The 16,486-nt window shown below is 50.3% G+C and carries 15 protein-coding genes; 2 read left to right on the top strand and 13 right to left on the bottom strand.

Annotated features, from left to right (window positions below; genetic code table 11):
- Positions 1-36 precede the first annotated feature (36 nt).
- Together PAEVO_RS23460 and PAEVO_RS23455 are read right to left on the bottom strand one after the other, a co-directional pair.
- On the bottom strand, positions 37-1,230 hold the full coding sequence (locus PAEVO_RS23460) for an SGNH/GDSL hydrolase family protein (RefSeq protein ID WP_100539931.1): 1,194 nt from the start codon (positions 1,228-1,230) through the stop codon (positions 37-39).
- A gap of 129 nt (positions 1,231-1,359) precedes the next feature.
- Complete coding sequence (locus tag PAEVO_RS23455; protein WP_100539930.1) at positions 1,360-1,911, bottom strand: NADPH-dependent FMN reductase; 552 nt, start codon at positions 1,909-1,911, stop codon at positions 1,360-1,362.
- A 251-nt stretch (positions 1,912-2,162) separates the two neighbouring features.
- Between PAEVO_RS23455 and PAEVO_RS23450 the strand changes: the two genes are divergently transcribed.
- Positions 2,163-2,930 (top strand): ArsR/SmtB family transcription factor, encoded by a 768-nt coding sequence (locus PAEVO_RS23450; protein WP_100539929.1) that lies wholly within the window; start codon positions 2,163-2,165, stop codon positions 2,928-2,930.
- Positions 2,931-3,081: 151 nt separating this feature from the next.
- Here PAEVO_RS23450 and PAEVO_RS23445 read toward each other — a convergent pair whose 3' ends face one another.
- From PAEVO_RS23445 to PAEVO_RS23400, 11 genes are all read right to left on the bottom strand, one after another.
- Positions 3,082-4,665 carry a response regulator gene (locus PAEVO_RS23445; protein WP_100539928.1) on the bottom strand — a complete coding sequence of 528 codons (1,584 nt, stop codon included), beginning with the start codon at positions 4,663-4,665 and terminating at the stop codon, positions 3,082-3,084.
- Positions 4,640-6,565 carry a cache domain-containing sensor histidine kinase gene (locus PAEVO_RS23440; RefSeq protein WP_100539927.1) on the bottom strand — a complete coding sequence of 642 codons (1,926 nt, stop codon included), beginning with the start codon at positions 6,563-6,565 and terminating at the stop codon, positions 4,640-4,642. The genes PAEVO_RS23445 and PAEVO_RS23440 overlap by 26 nt, the downstream gene beginning before the upstream one ends.
- A 183-nt stretch (positions 6,566-6,748) precedes the next feature.
- Positions 6,749-8,413 carry an extracellular solute-binding protein gene (locus tag PAEVO_RS23435; RefSeq protein WP_207797520.1) on the bottom strand — a complete coding sequence of 555 codons (1,665 nt, stop codon included), beginning with the start codon at positions 8,411-8,413 and terminating at the stop codon, positions 6,749-6,751.
- 136 nt (positions 8,414-8,549) lie between these two features.
- A complete protein-coding gene (locus tag PAEVO_RS23430; protein WP_100539926.1) occupies positions 8,550-9,431 on the bottom strand; it encodes a carbohydrate ABC transporter permease in 882 nt (293 codons plus the stop codon).
- 31 nt (positions 9,432-9,462) lie between these two features.
- A complete protein-coding gene (locus tag PAEVO_RS23425) occupies positions 9,463-10,452 on the bottom strand; it encodes an ABC transporter permease (protein ID WP_100539925.1) in 990 nt (329 codons plus the stop codon).
- A 342-nt stretch (positions 10,453-10,794) separates the two neighbouring features.
- Complete coding sequence (locus PAEVO_RS33945; protein ID WP_165789739.1) at positions 10,795-10,968, bottom strand: hypothetical protein; 174 nt, start codon at positions 10,966-10,968, stop codon at positions 10,795-10,797.
- Positions 10,969-11,156: 188 nt separating this feature from the next.
- Positions 11,157-11,393, bottom strand: coding sequence for a cold-shock protein (locus PAEVO_RS23420; RefSeq protein ID WP_071222231.1), 237 nt, complete (start codon positions 11,391-11,393; stop codon positions 11,157-11,159).
- 96 nt (positions 11,394-11,489) lie between these two features.
- Positions 11,490-11,690 (bottom strand): cold-shock protein CspD, encoded by a 201-nt coding sequence (gene cspD / locus PAEVO_RS23415; RefSeq protein WP_006207896.1) that lies wholly within the window; start codon positions 11,688-11,690, stop codon positions 11,490-11,492.
- A 303-nt stretch (positions 11,691-11,993) separates the two neighbouring features.
- The gene (locus tag PAEVO_RS23410; protein WP_100539924.1) at positions 11,994-12,458 is read right to left on the bottom strand and encodes a pyridoxamine 5'-phosphate oxidase family protein; all 465 of its coding nucleotides are present in this window, start codon (positions 12,456-12,458) and stop codon (positions 11,994-11,996) included.
- A gap of 28 nt (positions 12,459-12,486) precedes the next feature.
- Positions 12,487-14,127: a glycoside hydrolase family 5 protein gene (locus PAEVO_RS23405; RefSeq protein WP_100539923.1), complete on the bottom strand. Its 1,641-nt coding sequence runs from the start codon at positions 14,125-14,127 to the stop codon at positions 12,487-12,489.
- Positions 14,128-14,352: 225 nt separating this feature from the next.
- Positions 14,353-15,534 carry an acyltransferase gene (locus tag PAEVO_RS23400; protein ID WP_100539922.1) on the bottom strand — a complete coding sequence of 394 codons (1,182 nt, stop codon included), beginning with the start codon at positions 15,532-15,534 and terminating at the stop codon, positions 14,353-14,355.
- A gap of 147 nt (positions 15,535-15,681) precedes the next feature.
- Between PAEVO_RS23400 and PAEVO_RS23395 the strand changes: the two genes are divergently transcribed.
- Positions 15,682-16,455 carry an amino acid ABC transporter ATP-binding protein gene (locus tag PAEVO_RS23395; protein ID WP_100539921.1) on the top strand — a complete coding sequence of 258 codons (774 nt, stop codon included), beginning with the start codon at positions 15,682-15,684 and terminating at the stop codon, positions 16,453-16,455.
- The last annotated feature ends 31 nt before the right edge of the window (positions 16,456-16,486 follow it).

Here is a 16,486-nt window from a genome sequence, read left to right as displayed (position 1 = left end):
TTTGTTGGTTATTTGCATTATGAAGCAGGCTGCTCTTTATCCCTCAAACAGAGACAATGGGATACTATCAGCTAATGCCTTATATCCTTCATCGCTAAGATGCAGATGGTCGCCAAAATCATAGGCGGGAAGCAGTTCGTTGGGAGCTTCGGGATTAGCTAATGCCTTGTCAAAGTCAAGCATTCCATCGAATACATGTTGAGTACGGATCCACTGGTTCACTTCTCGGCGAACCCGTTCCTTTTCCTCCGAGTAATACTCTGCTTTGCCAAACGGAGTGAGGGTACCTATATAAATGCGCACCCCCTTCCTTTTCGCTACAATAGCCACCTCTGTCATGCCTGCCACAATTTGATCTGCAGTCGCATCACCAGAGCCGATATCGTTAATGCCCTCAAAAAAGATCATGTCTGTAATTCCCGGATGAGAGAATACGTCGCGATCCAAGCGTGAAAGCACATGTTCTCCAGCTACGGGTAGACCAACGTCTGGACCGCTCTTTAGAATCTGATTCCCGACGATGCCGGAATTAAGGACCGAAATTCCCCGGTCAGACCATTCCTGAACAAGACGATCGTAAAAAAAGTCGGGCCAACGGTGGTTAGCATTTGAGGTGGACGTGCTCCCTTCTGTAATCGAGTCGCCCAGGGCAACAATCACACGTGAATTCCATTCCTGTGACAAAACCTCCATACCGGATATCCAGTAGCAGGAGTGGGTCTTTTGCTTAAAGAAATCGGCACTGCTATCCGAAGCGTGGTCCCCATCGGCAATATAGGTCGATTGAGGTGGAGAAAAATGCCACGTGGAAGTTTTAGTTGGTTTAGGTACATATATACTTATGGCCACATCCACAGCTCCGCTCACGTTAAGATCCACGGGGTCGGTATAGATTTCTTGACCGGCCGGAATGATGATTGTGGCTTTCCCATCGATTGTGACATGTCTATTGCTGCCTGGAACCGTATGCCCATCTTTAATGGAAAGCGCTACGTTTACACTGCCGAATAAAACCTGTTCGGAACCATACAGATTGGATAGCTTTAATCGTATGGTCGAGCCGGCTGAATGGGGGTGTACAATCATGCGGATGGTCTGGTTATCAAATGTGTCGATGGCGAATCTTGCATCGTAGTAGGTCTGACTTGCAAACCAAGAGCCCAACCAACGATTGCCCGACTCTACAATGGCTGCTCCCGTCTTCCTTATGCTTGGTTGAATAACCTCCAAATGAATCCTCCTTTCAAGCTTTATACGTTACCATATAGTCACGTATTGGACGCGTCGTTATCAAGTTACCTGTAAATGCGCAGCTACCCTCAGTACGATTCGCGGATTTAGTATCCGCCAAGTCCTGTTTTACCGTAGTGACATGACATCAACAGTAAGCATCCGGGTCAGGTCCAGGAACTTCTCCACAGCACCTTCAACCCTCTCCCTCATCCCCGCATCTAACGGAACACCATCCGGATCAAAACCGTGGGAGCCCGCTCCGATAGAGATCCACTCCGGACTGTTAACCCCGTGCAAATTGCGTATAATACTCTGTAGATGAGTCAGCGAACTCACTCCGACCGGTCCGCCCGCAGAGCTCACGGAAAGCACCGGCTTACCCGATACATGACTTGCATTCATGTAATCCAGGGCATTTTTGAGCACCCCTGAAATCGAGCCATGATATTCCGGTGTTGCGAGGATCAACCCATCCGCGCTTTTGACCATTTCCAATACATACTGGACGTTGGGGTTCAATTCCTCGTTGTCAGGCGAATATAACGGTAACTCCAATTCCTTCAATTCAATACATGTGACTGAAATTTGGTGACCTTGCAGCAGCCTCCCGATATAGCGAAGTAAAAACGTACTTGTGGCTCCTGCGCGATTACTGCCCGCGATCATAACAATTTTCATATGTTTCCTCATCCTCCCTGTACTTTTTAACCCATATGGATTCTTAATCATCCAGACCTATGCAATTTGCTATTCTGCTTCGTCACTTTCTTACCTCCCTATTAGTCCATTCAAATGCCTTAAGCTGACAAATGATTCGGTGTATGATAATATGTGACTATACTGTCACGTTTATAATACGTTACCATTTAGTCACGTGTCAATAGCCATTTAAATTTTCTTAGCATGCTGTTAAGAAGGAGATGTCACGATTGGAAAATGAAATCTTTAAAGCACTGGCGGATCCCAGCCGGCGAATTCTCTTGGATCTGCTGTATAAATCAGATGGGCAAAGTTTAAGCGAACTGTGTGTTCCCCTGGAGATGACCCGATTCGGTGTCATGAAACATCTTCATATACTGGAGGAAGCCGGTCTTATCACAACGAGAAAGGTCGGCAGGGAGAAGCTGCATTATTTGAACTCCGTGCCGCTCCGTCAAATATACGACCGGTGGGTCAGCAAATACGCTGAGCCCTGGGCCCTGGAATTAACATCCCTTAAAAATGAATTGGAGCGTGAGCCGAATATGGAACAGAAACCCCGGCATGTAAACCAGATTGCTATTAAAGCAGCACCCGCGCAAATATGGCGCGCCATTACCGATCCGGCCAAGACATCAAAGTTCTGGTACAACTGCTCCATCCAATCCACCTGGGAAATCGGTTCTCCTTTCGAACTTAAGAACCCCGAGGGCAAGGTACAAGCAGAAGGGAGCATTATAAGCTTAGATCCTCCGCATAAGCTGGTCCTGAGCTGGAGGATGTTAATAAATGATGATACTGCCAGCGAGAATCCCTCACGCATTACGTGGGAAATTGATCCCCATGCTGAGCTTGATGGTGTGACCCTTGTAACGGTTATTCATGATGAGTTTGAGCAGGCCAAACATACGGCGAATACGCTCAAGCTAGGCTTGCCGATTGTACTGTCGGGATTGAAAACCTTACTTGAAACGGGTTCAACGCTTACTAGTCCATAATGGCATCAACGGTGAAAAACGGATTCGAATGTAAAATAACAGACGCCATTTCATATTAGAGGGAGAACCCTGCCGCTTGACGGTCAAGATTCTCCCTACTTGTATAAGACAATATGATTATTGCTGCCATGTCCTCCCGGCATTTTCCAAACTACCCCTGCTGCAATCCCGCACCCGTTTGTACCTTGATCCGGTATTCATGCGGCGAGATCCCTTCCAGCTCTTTGAATACGCGCGAGAATTGCTTGGTGTTCTCGAAGCCGACCGCTTTGCCAATGTCCGCAAGCTTCATGGTACCGTCCAGGAGCAGATCCTTGGCCTTCGTAATCCGCAGCTTTTTAAGATAAACCACAAAGTTCTCACCCGTATGGGCCTTAAACGCTTCACTGAAATAAGAATAATTCAAAGACACATAATTGCTGACCATCGCCATGTTCAGCGGCCTGTGATAATTCTCCTCCATGTAACTCACCGCTGCCTTGATCTCGGAATGCTCACTGTGGGCGGAACGAATCCCTTTAACATATTCATTCACATGCAGCAGCAGATGCTCCAGATTCCTGAAATACGTATGGAAATGACGGTAATTGTCCATTGTCCCTACCTTGCGGTACAGCTTCAACACTTCTACCATGGATTCCCCGTACACGCGGAACACCTCATCCAGCACCTGCTCATTGATCCGCTTGCTGACATGTTCCAAATAATCGATAGCCACATGCGGCATATCCCCGATATGAAAAATATCCAGCAGCAGCGCCTTGATCTCCCGCTCCCGCTCCGTGCCGAGCATGTTGCCCAGCTTGCGAATGCTCTCTTCCGGCACTGGATACGTGCGCAGCTCCCCCTGAATATCATCATGGCTCATCAGCCTGACGTTGGGATGGATGAACGTATAGCTCAGAGCGGTCAGCGCCTGAATGTAACAGATCCGAATATCTTCGATCCGGAAGCCTTCCCGGCTAATGCCCACGAAAAGCCCGTCCATCTCCCGTTCGGTAAACTGCCGTGCCAACTCCTCGAATTGTCCGTCCGGACTGCCGATGAGCACGATCCTCCCCTTGCTGTCCAGAAAGCAAGCGTTGATCCGTCCCTCCACTGAAGCCCTCATGTTATCAATCAATTGCTTCAGCTCATCCTTGTTCATGGGATTGCCGTCTTCGTACTTATATTTCATCACAGCGACTCGGAATGGCTTCACGAACGAATCAAACCCGATTTCGTTCGCAGCAGCCCCCATGTCCATCCCCTGCCCTTGGGGCAGCTCCAGCAGCTCCTTCAGCCGATGGGTCTGCAGCTGCTGAAGATACACCTCGCTGGCAGCCACCCGGTTGTGCACTTCCGCTTGCCGGATCAAAACTTCTTCTGTCTTTCGGAGGGCAGCGAACAGCTCATCCCGTCGAATCGGTTTAAGCAGGTACTCCTTCACCTGGTAGCGGATCGCCGCTTTCGCATATTCAAAATCGTCATAGCCGCTCAGGATCAGAACGACGGGTTTCATCTCCAGTGTTCCTTCCAGTTCAGCAAGTGCCTCAATGAGGCGGATTCCGTCCATGACAGGCATCCGGATGTCCGTAATGACGATATCGGCCGGTGCCTCGCGGAAGGAATCCAGCGCTTCCTGCCCCTGGGCAGCCAAGCGGATCTCGTACTGATCCGGGAATTCCCGTTCAATCATCGTTTTCAATCCATATCGGATATTCTTCTCATCATCCACGATCATCAGACTTCTCATGTCCACTGCCTCCTCCTGTTAACAGAACTTTAGGGAATGTCATGGTCACCTGCGTGAACTCCCCCTCTTGACTCTTCACTTCGATTCCATATTCATTCCCGTAGAACAACCGGATTCGCTGGTGCACATTCCGAAGCCCGATTCCTCCAGCCTGCACGCCGCCGCGCCCGTAATCTACGGAGGGGAGTTCCTCATTGTCCGCCGTTCTCAGAATCTCGCCCAGCCTGCCCAGTCGATATGGCTCGATCCCGATGCCGTTATCCGTGACGTTAATCGTGATCCGGTTCTCTTCCCATGCAATGGCATCAATCTTGATTCGCTTCTCCTGATCCGGGAACTCGGGCCAGGCATGCTTGACGGCATTTTCCACGATGGGCTGCAGAGACATTTTCAATACCTCGAGCTCCATGAATTCGGACGGAATGTTGAGTTCAAGCCGAATCGGCTCATCGAACCGGATATTCATCACATCGATATAGTTGCGAATATGGCGAAGTTCATCCCTAAGCTTGACATACTCCCCCGACCATTTGAAGTTGTAGCGCATCATCCCGCCAAGGGAGGTCAGCGCGTCCGAAATCGTGCGCTGCCCTTCGATTTCGGCCAGCATCTTAATATTTTCAAGCGTATTGTATAGGAAATGGGAGTCAATCTGGCTGTGCAGCGTTCGCAGCTCCGCTTCCTTGGTCACCGCTTGCTTGCGGATCCCTTGGGCAATCAGTTCATTAATGGTTCGGATCAGTTTGTTAAAATGATGCGCCAGTTCTCCCACCTCGCCGCCGCCTCGAATGGCAATAGTCGCGGTCACTTCTCCCTTGCGGACTCTCTTCATCGTTTCCGTTAAACGACGCAGGCTCTTCAGGATAATGGAATTTAGATAATAAGTAATGATCGACAGCAGAAAAATCAATACAATGTTCGCCGCTATAATCTGCCACTGGGCCTTGGATACGTTATTCAGTGCCCCCTCCAGGGAAACGACATTCAGCACGTGGGCATGAAGCCGCTCCATCGGCGTCGCAATCAGCAGGAACCAGGAACCGTCCAGGCTGAATCTGGCATGTATGGTCTCCTCGGCGTCGCCCCCCTGCAACTTCAGCTTTGCGAATTGAAGCTCCACCTCGTCCCGGAGTCCCTCGTGACTGGTCATGAACGATTGGCTTCGGTCCATGAACAGCCGCCCTTCCTGATCGACAATGACCATCTGCGAGCTGTCATCCACGATACCGGCAAAGGTCTTCGGAGCAAAATACTTGAGCAGCATATCCACCTGGATCACGCCACTGTAACTCCCGTTAAGGACTTGGCGAATCAAGGACACCTTCGGCAGCTCCTCCGACACGTCCGCTGCATAGCGCTGCAGGATATCAGGATCGCGGTGGTTGAACACCCACAGTTCTCCGCCATCCAAATCCTTGACTTTAGGGAACCAAGGCTCTTTAGCGATCCGTTTCTCCTGGAAAATAATCGGCCACATTTCCGTCACGTTTGAGTTGTTTGTATATAACCGAAGGTGCGTAATATTCGGATTGTTGGTTTGGATCCGCTGGATATCCTTAAAAGGCCCCCAGGCCAAATTCATCAGCCACGCCGGCTCGGGTTCTTCATGGATTCGGAGATAATCCTTGATGCCGTCATCCGAGATCGCCAGCTGTGCCGCCATTTCAATCGCCTCAATCTGATTCAGCATGTTCATCTTCTCGATTTCCAGTAGGAATGAATTCTGGTTGAGCGCATCGCTGATATAGGTATCCCGAATCTGCTTGAAAAAATAGTTCGACACGATCATGCTCGGAATGAGCAAAATCAAGATATAGGCAGCAACCAAACGGCTCTGCATCGACCTGCGACCAAACCAATACGTAAACGATTGAATAAGCGATCTCATTCGCGTGATCATGACTGTCACATCCCGTTTTCATGAAATGACCGTAACCGAGTCCTGGATGGAAAGGCAGCATAGCTGATCGGATACCATCCTATATTAGCTCGTGATGCGACAAAAGGCACCCTATTTCGACAAAATCGATCATAGGGTACCTTGCGCCTGCATTCTGTTTTTTTCACGCTCGAGCGAAAATCCTTACTTCAGGAACTCCTCAAGCTTCTTGACGTTCTCTTCGTATTCTTTCTGTCTGTATTCCTGAACCTTCGCGAATCCGAGGGATTCACGCTTCGCTTGGTAATCGTTCCAAATTTGGTCGAACTCGGCATCGGTTTTGGCAAAGATCAGCTTCGGCAGGATTTTACCCCACTCGTTCAATACCTTGTCGTTAATGATGCCTTCCTCGGAGCTTGCATCCGGATCCAGCTGATCGAATTGCGAGAAGCTCTGGGTCTTGCCGCGAGTCCAGTCTTCCATCTGCTTGAACGGCTCCACAGCCGGAGGCGCCCAAGCCGGCGTAATGTTGGTATCCATCATCATCCAGAAGGTATGGGATGCGCCATACTTCTTGTCGAACGCGCCGCGGTCGCTGTTCAGCAGTTCTGCAACCTCAGGCAGGAATTGATCCTTGCCGTCAATCGTGTCCCATGTCACGCCTTTTTCACCAAGATAGGTATCACGCTGACCTTCTTCGGAGATCAGGTAATCCAGGAAGCGGATGGCGCGCGCTTTGTCTTTGACGTTCTTGGAGATCAGGGTAACCGTCCAGCCGGAGATTGAAGGACCCGACAAGGTCGGCTGATCCAGATTGGAGTTAGCCGGTCCGTCCACTGCGATGTACACGGAGTTCGGATCGTTTGCATACAGCGCGTTCTGCTGGTTCGCCATATCGCTGCGTTGATATAGCATGGCGAAATAGCGGCCCTGTGCGATTTTTTCTTCCATCTGCGGACGTTTATCCACGAAAATATCCTTGGACATCAATCCTTTTTCATTCGCCATACGGAACGTCTTCAACCATCTTACATATTCCGGATCCGTGCTGCGGTCATACAGCTTTCCGTCTTTATCCTGCGGAATGGCGAGGAAGTTCTGCAGGTAGCCCTCGAGGGAGCTGTTGCCTTTTTCATGGAAATCATGCAATCCAAACGGAATGAGCGGCTGTCCGTTCACGTCCGGGAACATTTTCTTGGCGTCCTCAAGCGCTTTCAGGAAACCTTCCGGCGTACGCATATCCGGGCTTCCGAGCGCCTCATACATGTCTTTACGGACCAGGAACGTTTGGTTGGAGGTAATGTTATCGCCAAACTTCTCATAGTCCTTCGGTGAAGAGGAGGCATTCGGGTAACCGTAAATGTTGCCGTCATCCTTGGTGTACCACGACACCTTCGCAGGGTCGGTTACTTTATAGAAATACGGATCGTATTGGTCGGCCAGTTCGTTCAGCGGCAGAACGAGGTCTCCTTCGATCATTTTTTTGACAGCGTCTTCATACCATCCCAGCGTAATAAAATCAGGCAGTGTGCCGGAAGCAATCATCGTATTCATCTTCTCAGCTTCGTTCCCTGCCGGTACGATGAAGTTGACATTCACTCCCGTCTTCTTCGTTACGTATTGGGAAGTAATGTCCTCGCCCCATTTGTTCGGGAACCAGGCAAAGTTGATGTACCAGTCAAAAGTAATCGGGGATGTGTCGACTTCCCATCCCGGCTGATCCTGAGTCAATTTTACTTCTTCTGCCGGTTTGTCTTCCTCTTTTTCCGACGCGTTATTATCACCGCCGGACGAGCATGCTGTTGTAAAGGCCATGACCAGTGCGAACATCAACAACAGAAGGCTCTTTGGCTTAAGCATCTTGCTCATGTGTTTACCCCTTTTCTTATTTAGAAATATGATTATATAGAACTCCCGCCGGATTAGGCAAGAGAAGCTACCTGTAAAATATCCCCTCTCCCGGATGTTCCCGGGAGAGGGAAGCTGCGTTATCAGAGACCGAGAATTAACCTTTAATGGAGCCGATCATCATCCCTTTAACGAAGTATCGCTGCAGGAACGGATAAACGAATACGATCGGCGCCGTCGTTACGACCATGGTTGCCATCTTGATCGATTGGGAGGTGACTGTTTTGGCCACGCCGCCCGGCACCTGGGCCATCATCTGATTGGAGCTGGATTGAGCGACGACCTTATACAGATACGTCTGAATCGGCTGCAGATCCGTATTGTTGATATAGATGACGCCAGTGAAATAGTCGTTCCACTGAAACACCCCATGAAACAAGGCAATCGTCGCGATAACCGGCATGGATACAGGCAGCACGACCCGGAGGAAGATGGACCAGTCATTAGCCCCGTCAATCTTCGCCGCCTCCTCCAGACCGTCCGGAATTTCCCGGAAGAAGGTCATGAAGATGATGAGGTCAAAGAAACTGAACATGGCCGGTATGATGTAAACCAGGAAACTGTCGAGCATATTCAAATCCTTGATCAATAGATACGTAGGAATCAGTCCGCCGCCGAAAAACATCGTTACCGTTCCGAGCAAAATATAGAATTTGCCGCCGATCAGACCCTTCCGCGAAAATGCATAAGCCACCATGGCGGTGAAGAGGACGTGAATGAACACGCCGATCACGGTTTTGGCTACGGTAATGCCCATCGCCGTCATGATGCCGGAGCTCTGAAACACCGCGCTGAAATTCTCGAGACTGAACATCCGCGGCCACCAATAAATCCCTCCGCGCATGGCGTCCTGCCCGTCATTGAAGGCATTCACCAGCACGTACCAGATCGGGTAGATGGTCAGAAAGCATACGATCAGCATACCGAAATTATTGAATATATCGAAGAAGGCTTCGCCTTTGGTTCTGCGCTTAAACATGGATTATTCGTCTCCCTTCTCGCTGCTCTCGCTAGAATAGTGATGTGTCGTTCAGTTTTTTGGTTACCTTGTTCGCGATCAACAGCAGGATAATCGCAATGACGGATTTGAACAATGCGACGGCTTGCGCATAAGAGTACCGTCCGTTCTGCATCCCGGTGTGGTACACAAAAATATCGATGACGTTGCTCGCGCTTTCGTTCAGCGAGTTTCGGAGCACCAAAATCTGATCGAAGTTGGAGTTCAGCACACCACCAACCGCAAGAATGAAGAGGATGGATATGGTCGATTTGATGCTTGGCAGCGTGATATACCACATTTTCTGAAACCGGCCTGCGCCATCAATCGTCGACGCCTCGTACATTTCAGGCGAAATGCTGGCAATGGCTGCCAGATAGATAATCGCGGACCAGCCAAGCTCCTTCCATATATCCGAAGTGATAATAATTCCCCAGAAGTATTTCGGTTCGGCCAGATAGGTGATCGGCTCATCGATAACATGTAGAGCCAGCAAGATATTGTTGATAATCCCGATATCCGCAAGCCAGGTCATCAGAATGCCGCCCAGAATGACCCATGACAGGAAGTGAGGCAGATAAGAAATCGTTTGAATGGTCCGCTTGTAGCGAACGGACCGGATTTCGTTCAGAAAGAGTGCAAAAACGATCGGAAGCGGAAATCCGATAAACAGCTTCAGCAAGCTGATCCCGAGCGTGTTCCGCATGACGTTTGTAAAGTCCTCGTCCGAGAAAAACTCCTTGAAGTGCGCAAGCCCTACCCATGGAGCTTCGCCAATGGACTTCACGATATTGAATTCTTTAAATGCAATGATGACACCGTACATGGGAATGTAGTTAAAGATGATCATCCACGCAACGCCGAGCAGCGCCATAATTTGGAGATGTCGTTGGCCGTAGAGCTTTCTGAGCCATCTTTTTCTGTCAAGCTTCTTCTGTACAGAAGGCTCCATTGAGGGACCGACACCGGTTTCGGAAACGTCGGCATGAAGTTGATTTTGCATGGTTATGACCTCCAGGTTGATCCTATCATTTTGAAAACCTTTACATTCTCTATGTTTATATTGTAGATCGTCCTTTCTCTGCACGAAAGGTTTCAGATTTCGTTTCAAGGGGCTCATTTTTCGGGTAGACTGCGGCATTTACGAAAAAATATTTCCCCAAAAGCGAAATATTGCGCCCTGCGCTCATTCAAAGGCACAAAAAAAAGGCATGAACAGCAGCCTCCATAGCTGCCATTCATGCCTTCCCTCTTACTAACGATCTTTCCGCCACAAGCGATCCATCGGATCGTCTCACGGCGGCGTTATCGTTTTTTTCCTTACGTATATCAAACGGTTTCCCCGTTATTCCCCTTTGTCTTCCCCGTGCTGTTCCTGTTTGCTTTCGTGTTCCTGTTGGTATTTCTCACGCATCAGCTTCTGCATGATGAATTTCTCCTGATCGTTCAAGCCGCCTTGGTTATCCTGGATGATCATGTTGTCAATGTTTCGCTTCAGTACCTCGGTTTGCGTGTTCAATACATTTCACTCCTTTGAATTTTGCGTCCCTTATGATGTAACATCATTCTGAATCAGAATGAAAGGGTACACGTATTACTAACCATTCTCCTTCCAATGAAACAGAAATAGACGGATTTACCATAAAATCCGAAGGTAGCTTCAAGAAGAATTTGTGTTTGCCCAGCGCTTTCTCTAGGTATTAGCTGCTATTTGCGCTCGATCTGAATCCCCTTAGCCAGAGATTTCTGTTGTTTATTGGTATTAACTAGCTGCGGCAGGCTTCTCGTTTCCTTGACCATGGGGGATTGACACAAATGGCATACCGGTTCCGTGTCGAACGCAAAATCGTCCCGCATCCACCCTTTGCAGTCTTCCTTTGTGCATGCCCAAACTTCCGTTATTTCTTCAGGAATACTCTCCATCGAGTTTTTACGCGAATACATGAACGCTCCTCCTTATTCTCGTCTTAGAAAATAGAAACGCCGTATAAAAGAAAACTGCCCTTAATGTCACACATTAAGGGCAGTTTTCAATTGTAATTACAATTTAACAACGTTCTCAGCTTGTGGTCCACGGTTTCCTTCAACGATGTTGAATTCAACGCGTTGGCCTTCGTCAAGCGTTTTGAAGCCGTCGCCTTGGATCGCGCTGAAGTGAACGAATACATCGTTACCGCCTTCAACTTCGATGAAACCAAAGCCCTTTTCAGCATTAAACCATTTAACAGTTCCTGTTTGCATGGGGGAATCCTCCTTGATATATATTTACATGACCTTTTTTCTTCGCAGACGGAATAAAAAAATTCACATATTGCACAAGGTTACCAGAAATGACAACCCTCTACAATATGTGAATTCAGGTCGATTTCGATATTCATATCTTAACACATTTGACTGCCGATAGCAAATACCAAAGCAAAAGATTCTGCGGAATAATTAAAGTTATTTTATTCGGCATCATTCCGATTAAGCACAAGCAGGCATATACAACTCCCGGCATATGCCGGGAGTTGTATCCGGAGCAGGTTTTTTACGCGTAAACGTTTACTTTCGCAATTCCTCCAGCGTTTCCTTCCAGCGCTGCAGGACTTCATCCGGGTCGTGCAGCTGAAACTTCACGGCCGATATAATATCCGCATACTTCGCGATATCCTCGCGAACAGCCACTACCTCGGCATCAAAACGCTGCAGCGGATGCCGGGCGTCCGGCAGATCGGGAAGCGCTTGAAGACGCAGCCGAACATAATGGGCCGCTCCATCATGGATCGCCACCAACGTGCCCTGTCCGGTGCGAAGAAGATTGCCAGTCGTAACCGTTCCCTGCCATAATGCAAGTCGAAGCCGGCTCCGGTCTAAAGCCAGCACCTCCCCCACGCTGAGCATGGCCGTATTCGGCCATCCATCCTCGGTTACGCTCAATAGCATCATCGCTTCATACTGTTTCGACTCCAGATCCGAGCCATCCAGCCATTGGCACAACCCTTCTGATATTGCCGCCTGTTCCGTCACAGCGCCCTCTCCCCTTCAGCTAATAAATTTAACGCGCTTCGGTAAATTCCAGCCAATCCAGCTCGATTCGGCCCTTATTCACCATCAACACCAGATCCACAGGGCCTTCCTCCATCGGCATAGCCTCAGCCACCCTATGGATGTCCCACTGTCCTTCGCCAGAGTCGGACAAGGAGATAAGCTCAGGCTCCCGGTCCCCGATCTGGAGCATAATATCCACCGTTCCCTCGGGAATCAGGGCCCGCATGTCCAGATGAAAGACATCTACAGAAGCGCAATACGCATCATAAGCAAGCCAATCGCCTTCCCGGAGCTGAACGCATACCAGGTTATCCTCTACCCATGGCTTGCCGCCTTCCGGAGCGTAGCTTGGTTTCTCCGCCTTGCCCGTCATCATCCGCATCGGAACGCCGTCAGAGATCCGGAAGCCGATATCCTGGCTGGCCTTCGTTTCAATATGATAAGAAATGCCCTCGCCCCGATATCCGTAAAACTCCGCCGGAATCTGAATGGGCAGCCGGCGCAGCAGCGACCGGGATACGTTCGGGTAAGCATCGCAGGCTGCCAGCGGAAGACGGTCCAGGTATTCGTCAAGAATCGCTTCGGCTTCGGCTGAAGACGGCTTCTCACCGCCTTCCAGGTAACCCGTCAGTTTATCCCAGCCTTCCGGCATGCGGATCGAGAACGGCGAATTCTGGGTGTTCATCTTCTTCCAGGTCCAGAAGTTCCAGGATATGTTGTGGTCCTCGAACATCCGGAAGGCCCCCGTATACCACTGCGGGTTGTTCTCCCCGCCTTCTCCCATGAAGATCGGCACATTCCACTCCTCGCGCAGATCGATATACTTCTGAATGCTCTCCGTGTCGGGATTGTTCCAATACTTATGGAACTGCAGCATCAGGTTATCATCGAATGTATCGTCAAAAATGCTCCAGTCCGTAGACCAGTGCACGCCTTCCAGAATGATCATATGACGCTTGTCCACTTCGCGTATAGCCGCGGTGATTTCCTTATACAGCGGCATCACCCGGTCATTATACTTGCTGAACCAGTCAGGCAGCGGTTCGTTAAGCAGGTCGTAACCGGCAACGATCCACTCGTCTTTATATCGTTCCGCCAGCATACGCCACAGCGCTACGGTCCGCTCCGCGTTCAGTCGATCCGTGAACAGCTCCGGCAAATCCCGCTCGGAATCGTCGATATTGGCGCCGGTCTGTCCGCCGGGCGCGCCATGCAAATCCAGAATAACATACAGCGAATACGTCCTGCACCAATCGATCACCTGATCGATGAGCTTCAAATGTCCTTCGTGGAATACAAAAGGTGGCTGCTGTCCTTCCTCCATCATAAACCTGGCATTGATCGGTACCCGAATGGAGTTAAAGCCCTCAGCAGCGATCTGCCGGATGTCGGCTTCTGCGATATACCGCTCGTAATAGGTCTCCCAGAACACGGATGCCTTCTCCTCGCCGATCAGATCCCTGATCATGCCTTCGATGCGCCGCGGGCGGTCCCCCTGCTCCGGCATTTTCCACATGTATCCTTCCGGCAGCAGCCAGCTGCCAAGTCCGACTCCCTGCAGCAGAATTTCCTGCCCGTCCCCATTCACCACGCGTTTGCCGTCTGCCTTAACAAAACCGCTTACCAAAGGATTTCTGCTATCATTCATATTGGCATTCCCTCGCTTCCATGTCTGTAACGAATGTAATTGACCTGTCCATACCAATGACGACATGCGTCCTACAGGCCAAACATCAAACAAAATATAACATGTCATGCCGGGCAATAAACCTCATTCCGAAAATCAGGGAACCATTCTGAAATATCGGCCACCGGCCAAAAGAAAAAGGCGCTCTCCTCTTATCGAGGATAACGCCTTTCCCGTCTACCAAGATTATGATGATACCTCCGCAACCGGCTTGGCCGGAACTGAAGGACTTGATGCTTTACCCTTCTGCAAGCTGCCCGGCAGTTTACCGAAGAAGATCCAGGTCCAGCCTCCCAGGCGGCTCATGCTGTAGACCACTATATAAGAAACCGCCACCGCGCTGACAAGACCGCCGGCATACCACGCGAGCAGCAGCCAGGAGTTCTCCGTCTGCGGAGGAAAATCCCGGTAGAGGAGCAGCACCAGCGGATGCACTAGATAAACGCCGAAGGAATACACCCCGAGCCGCCGGAACCCGTTCAACCACCAAACTCTCTTATTCCCGAAGAGCAGCGCGACCTGAAGCATGACCAGGGCGGTGGTTAACGTATGCACATTCCAAAAAGCATCGTAGAGCAGCGGATGATATTCCGTCCCCAGCAGCCGCTGATTATATCGAAGGCCGATATGCACCAGCGCGGCGCCCAGCCATACCGCCCAGAGCGAGATCCAGCCCAGCTTGCGCAGCGCCGGTCTTGCAGCATGCTGCGCTGATGTCAGCCAATCCTTGACCCGGTCATAATAAATGCCGGTCCATGCTCCGAGAAAATAATACGACAGAAACGACAGCGACCAGCTGTTTCGGTTCGTTACGTCCCACCAGGCATCATTGCCGAAATAGAAGAGCCACTGCAATGCAATGCCCACCAGCACGCAGACCGCCGCGAAGCCGCGGAATCGCTTCAGCAGCATCAGCACGAGCGGGAACAGCACGTAGAACTGAATGTTAATGAAGATGAAATATAAGTGCGTGTAGGATTTTCCCGTTGCCAGCTTGGGCCAGAAGCTCTCCAGCATCGCCGCCAGATCGGGCTCGCCCCCGCGATGATACCAGGCCACCGTAAAGAACAAAACCGAGAACAGCAAATACGGCACCAGGATATACATCAGCCGGTTTTTGAAGAACCGCGCAAGGTCACGGCCCTTGAACGGACGGTGATAATAATTATAGAACAGCACGAAGCTGCTCAGAAATATAAAGGTCGTCGTTCCCACCTTCGAAAATATGTTCAGGAAGTTATACAAGCCAAAAAAATCGTCCCCGCGCATCTGAACTGTGGCGAACGACGTTGCATGCACCATCAGCACGCCCATCATCGCAAAGCCCCGAACCAGGTCGATTTCGGTTAATTTTGTACGTTTCTCCATGTTGCCTCCTCCATATGATTACGCCCCCTATTATATCTCACTCCCCAACGCTTGGATACTAAATTTTCCTAAAAGTGGCATGGAACAAGCTCCCTTTGCCATACCAGTGTAAAAAGGGCCTGGCACCCAAACAGGACAATAGCTTACATGCATGCAGGCGTCCAATTCGAAGTGAATAGGAGGGGATTTCTACTGATTGAATTTAGCCGCGTCAATAAATTTTTCGGAACCTTCCATGTTCTGAAAGAAATCGACCTGACCATTTCCCAGGGGGAGGTCGTTGTCATCGTTGGACCTTCCGGCTCCGGTAAAAGCACGCTGCTGCGGTGCATCAATCGGCTCGAAAGCATTACGGATGGGGAGCTTGTCGTGAATGGCGTCAAGCTGCATGAAAGAAAGATCGACATTAATACATTCAGGCGGAATATCGGGATGGTCTTCCAGCATTTCAACCTGTACCCGCACAAAAAGGTGATCGACAACATCATTCTCGCCCCCATGAAGGTGCTGGGGATGTCCAAAGCGGAGGCGACGGAAAAAGCGATGACGTACCTGCAGCGGGTCGGCATCGCGGACAAAGCGGACAGCTATCCATCCCAGCTCTCGGGCGGCCAGCAGCAGCGGGTTGCGATTGCCCGCGGATTGACCATGAACCCAAAGATTATGCTGTTTGATGAACCGACGTCCGCACTCGACCCGGAGATGATCGGCGAAGTGCTCGACGTCATGCGCTCACTCGCCCACCAAGGCATGACCATGGCCGTGGTTACCCATGAGATGGGCTTCGCCCGCGAAGCCGCGGATCGAATCGTCTTTATGGACGAAGGCCGGATTATCGAGGATGCGCCCGCCTCCGATTTTTTCAATCAGCCGCGGGAAGAAAGAGCACGGGCCTTCCTGAGTCGTCTGCTGCATCACTAACCCGGACTTCGTGCGTAGGGGCGGAAAGGAT

The sequence above is a fragment of the Paenibacillus sp. GM2FR genome (assembly GCF_002803325.1).
GTDB lineage: Bacteria > Bacillota > Bacilli > Paenibacillales > Paenibacillaceae > Paenibacillus_AQ > Paenibacillus_AQ lautus.
The sequence above is the reverse complement of the archived record's forward strand: the minus strand, read 5'-3'. Positions and strand labels throughout refer to the sequence as shown.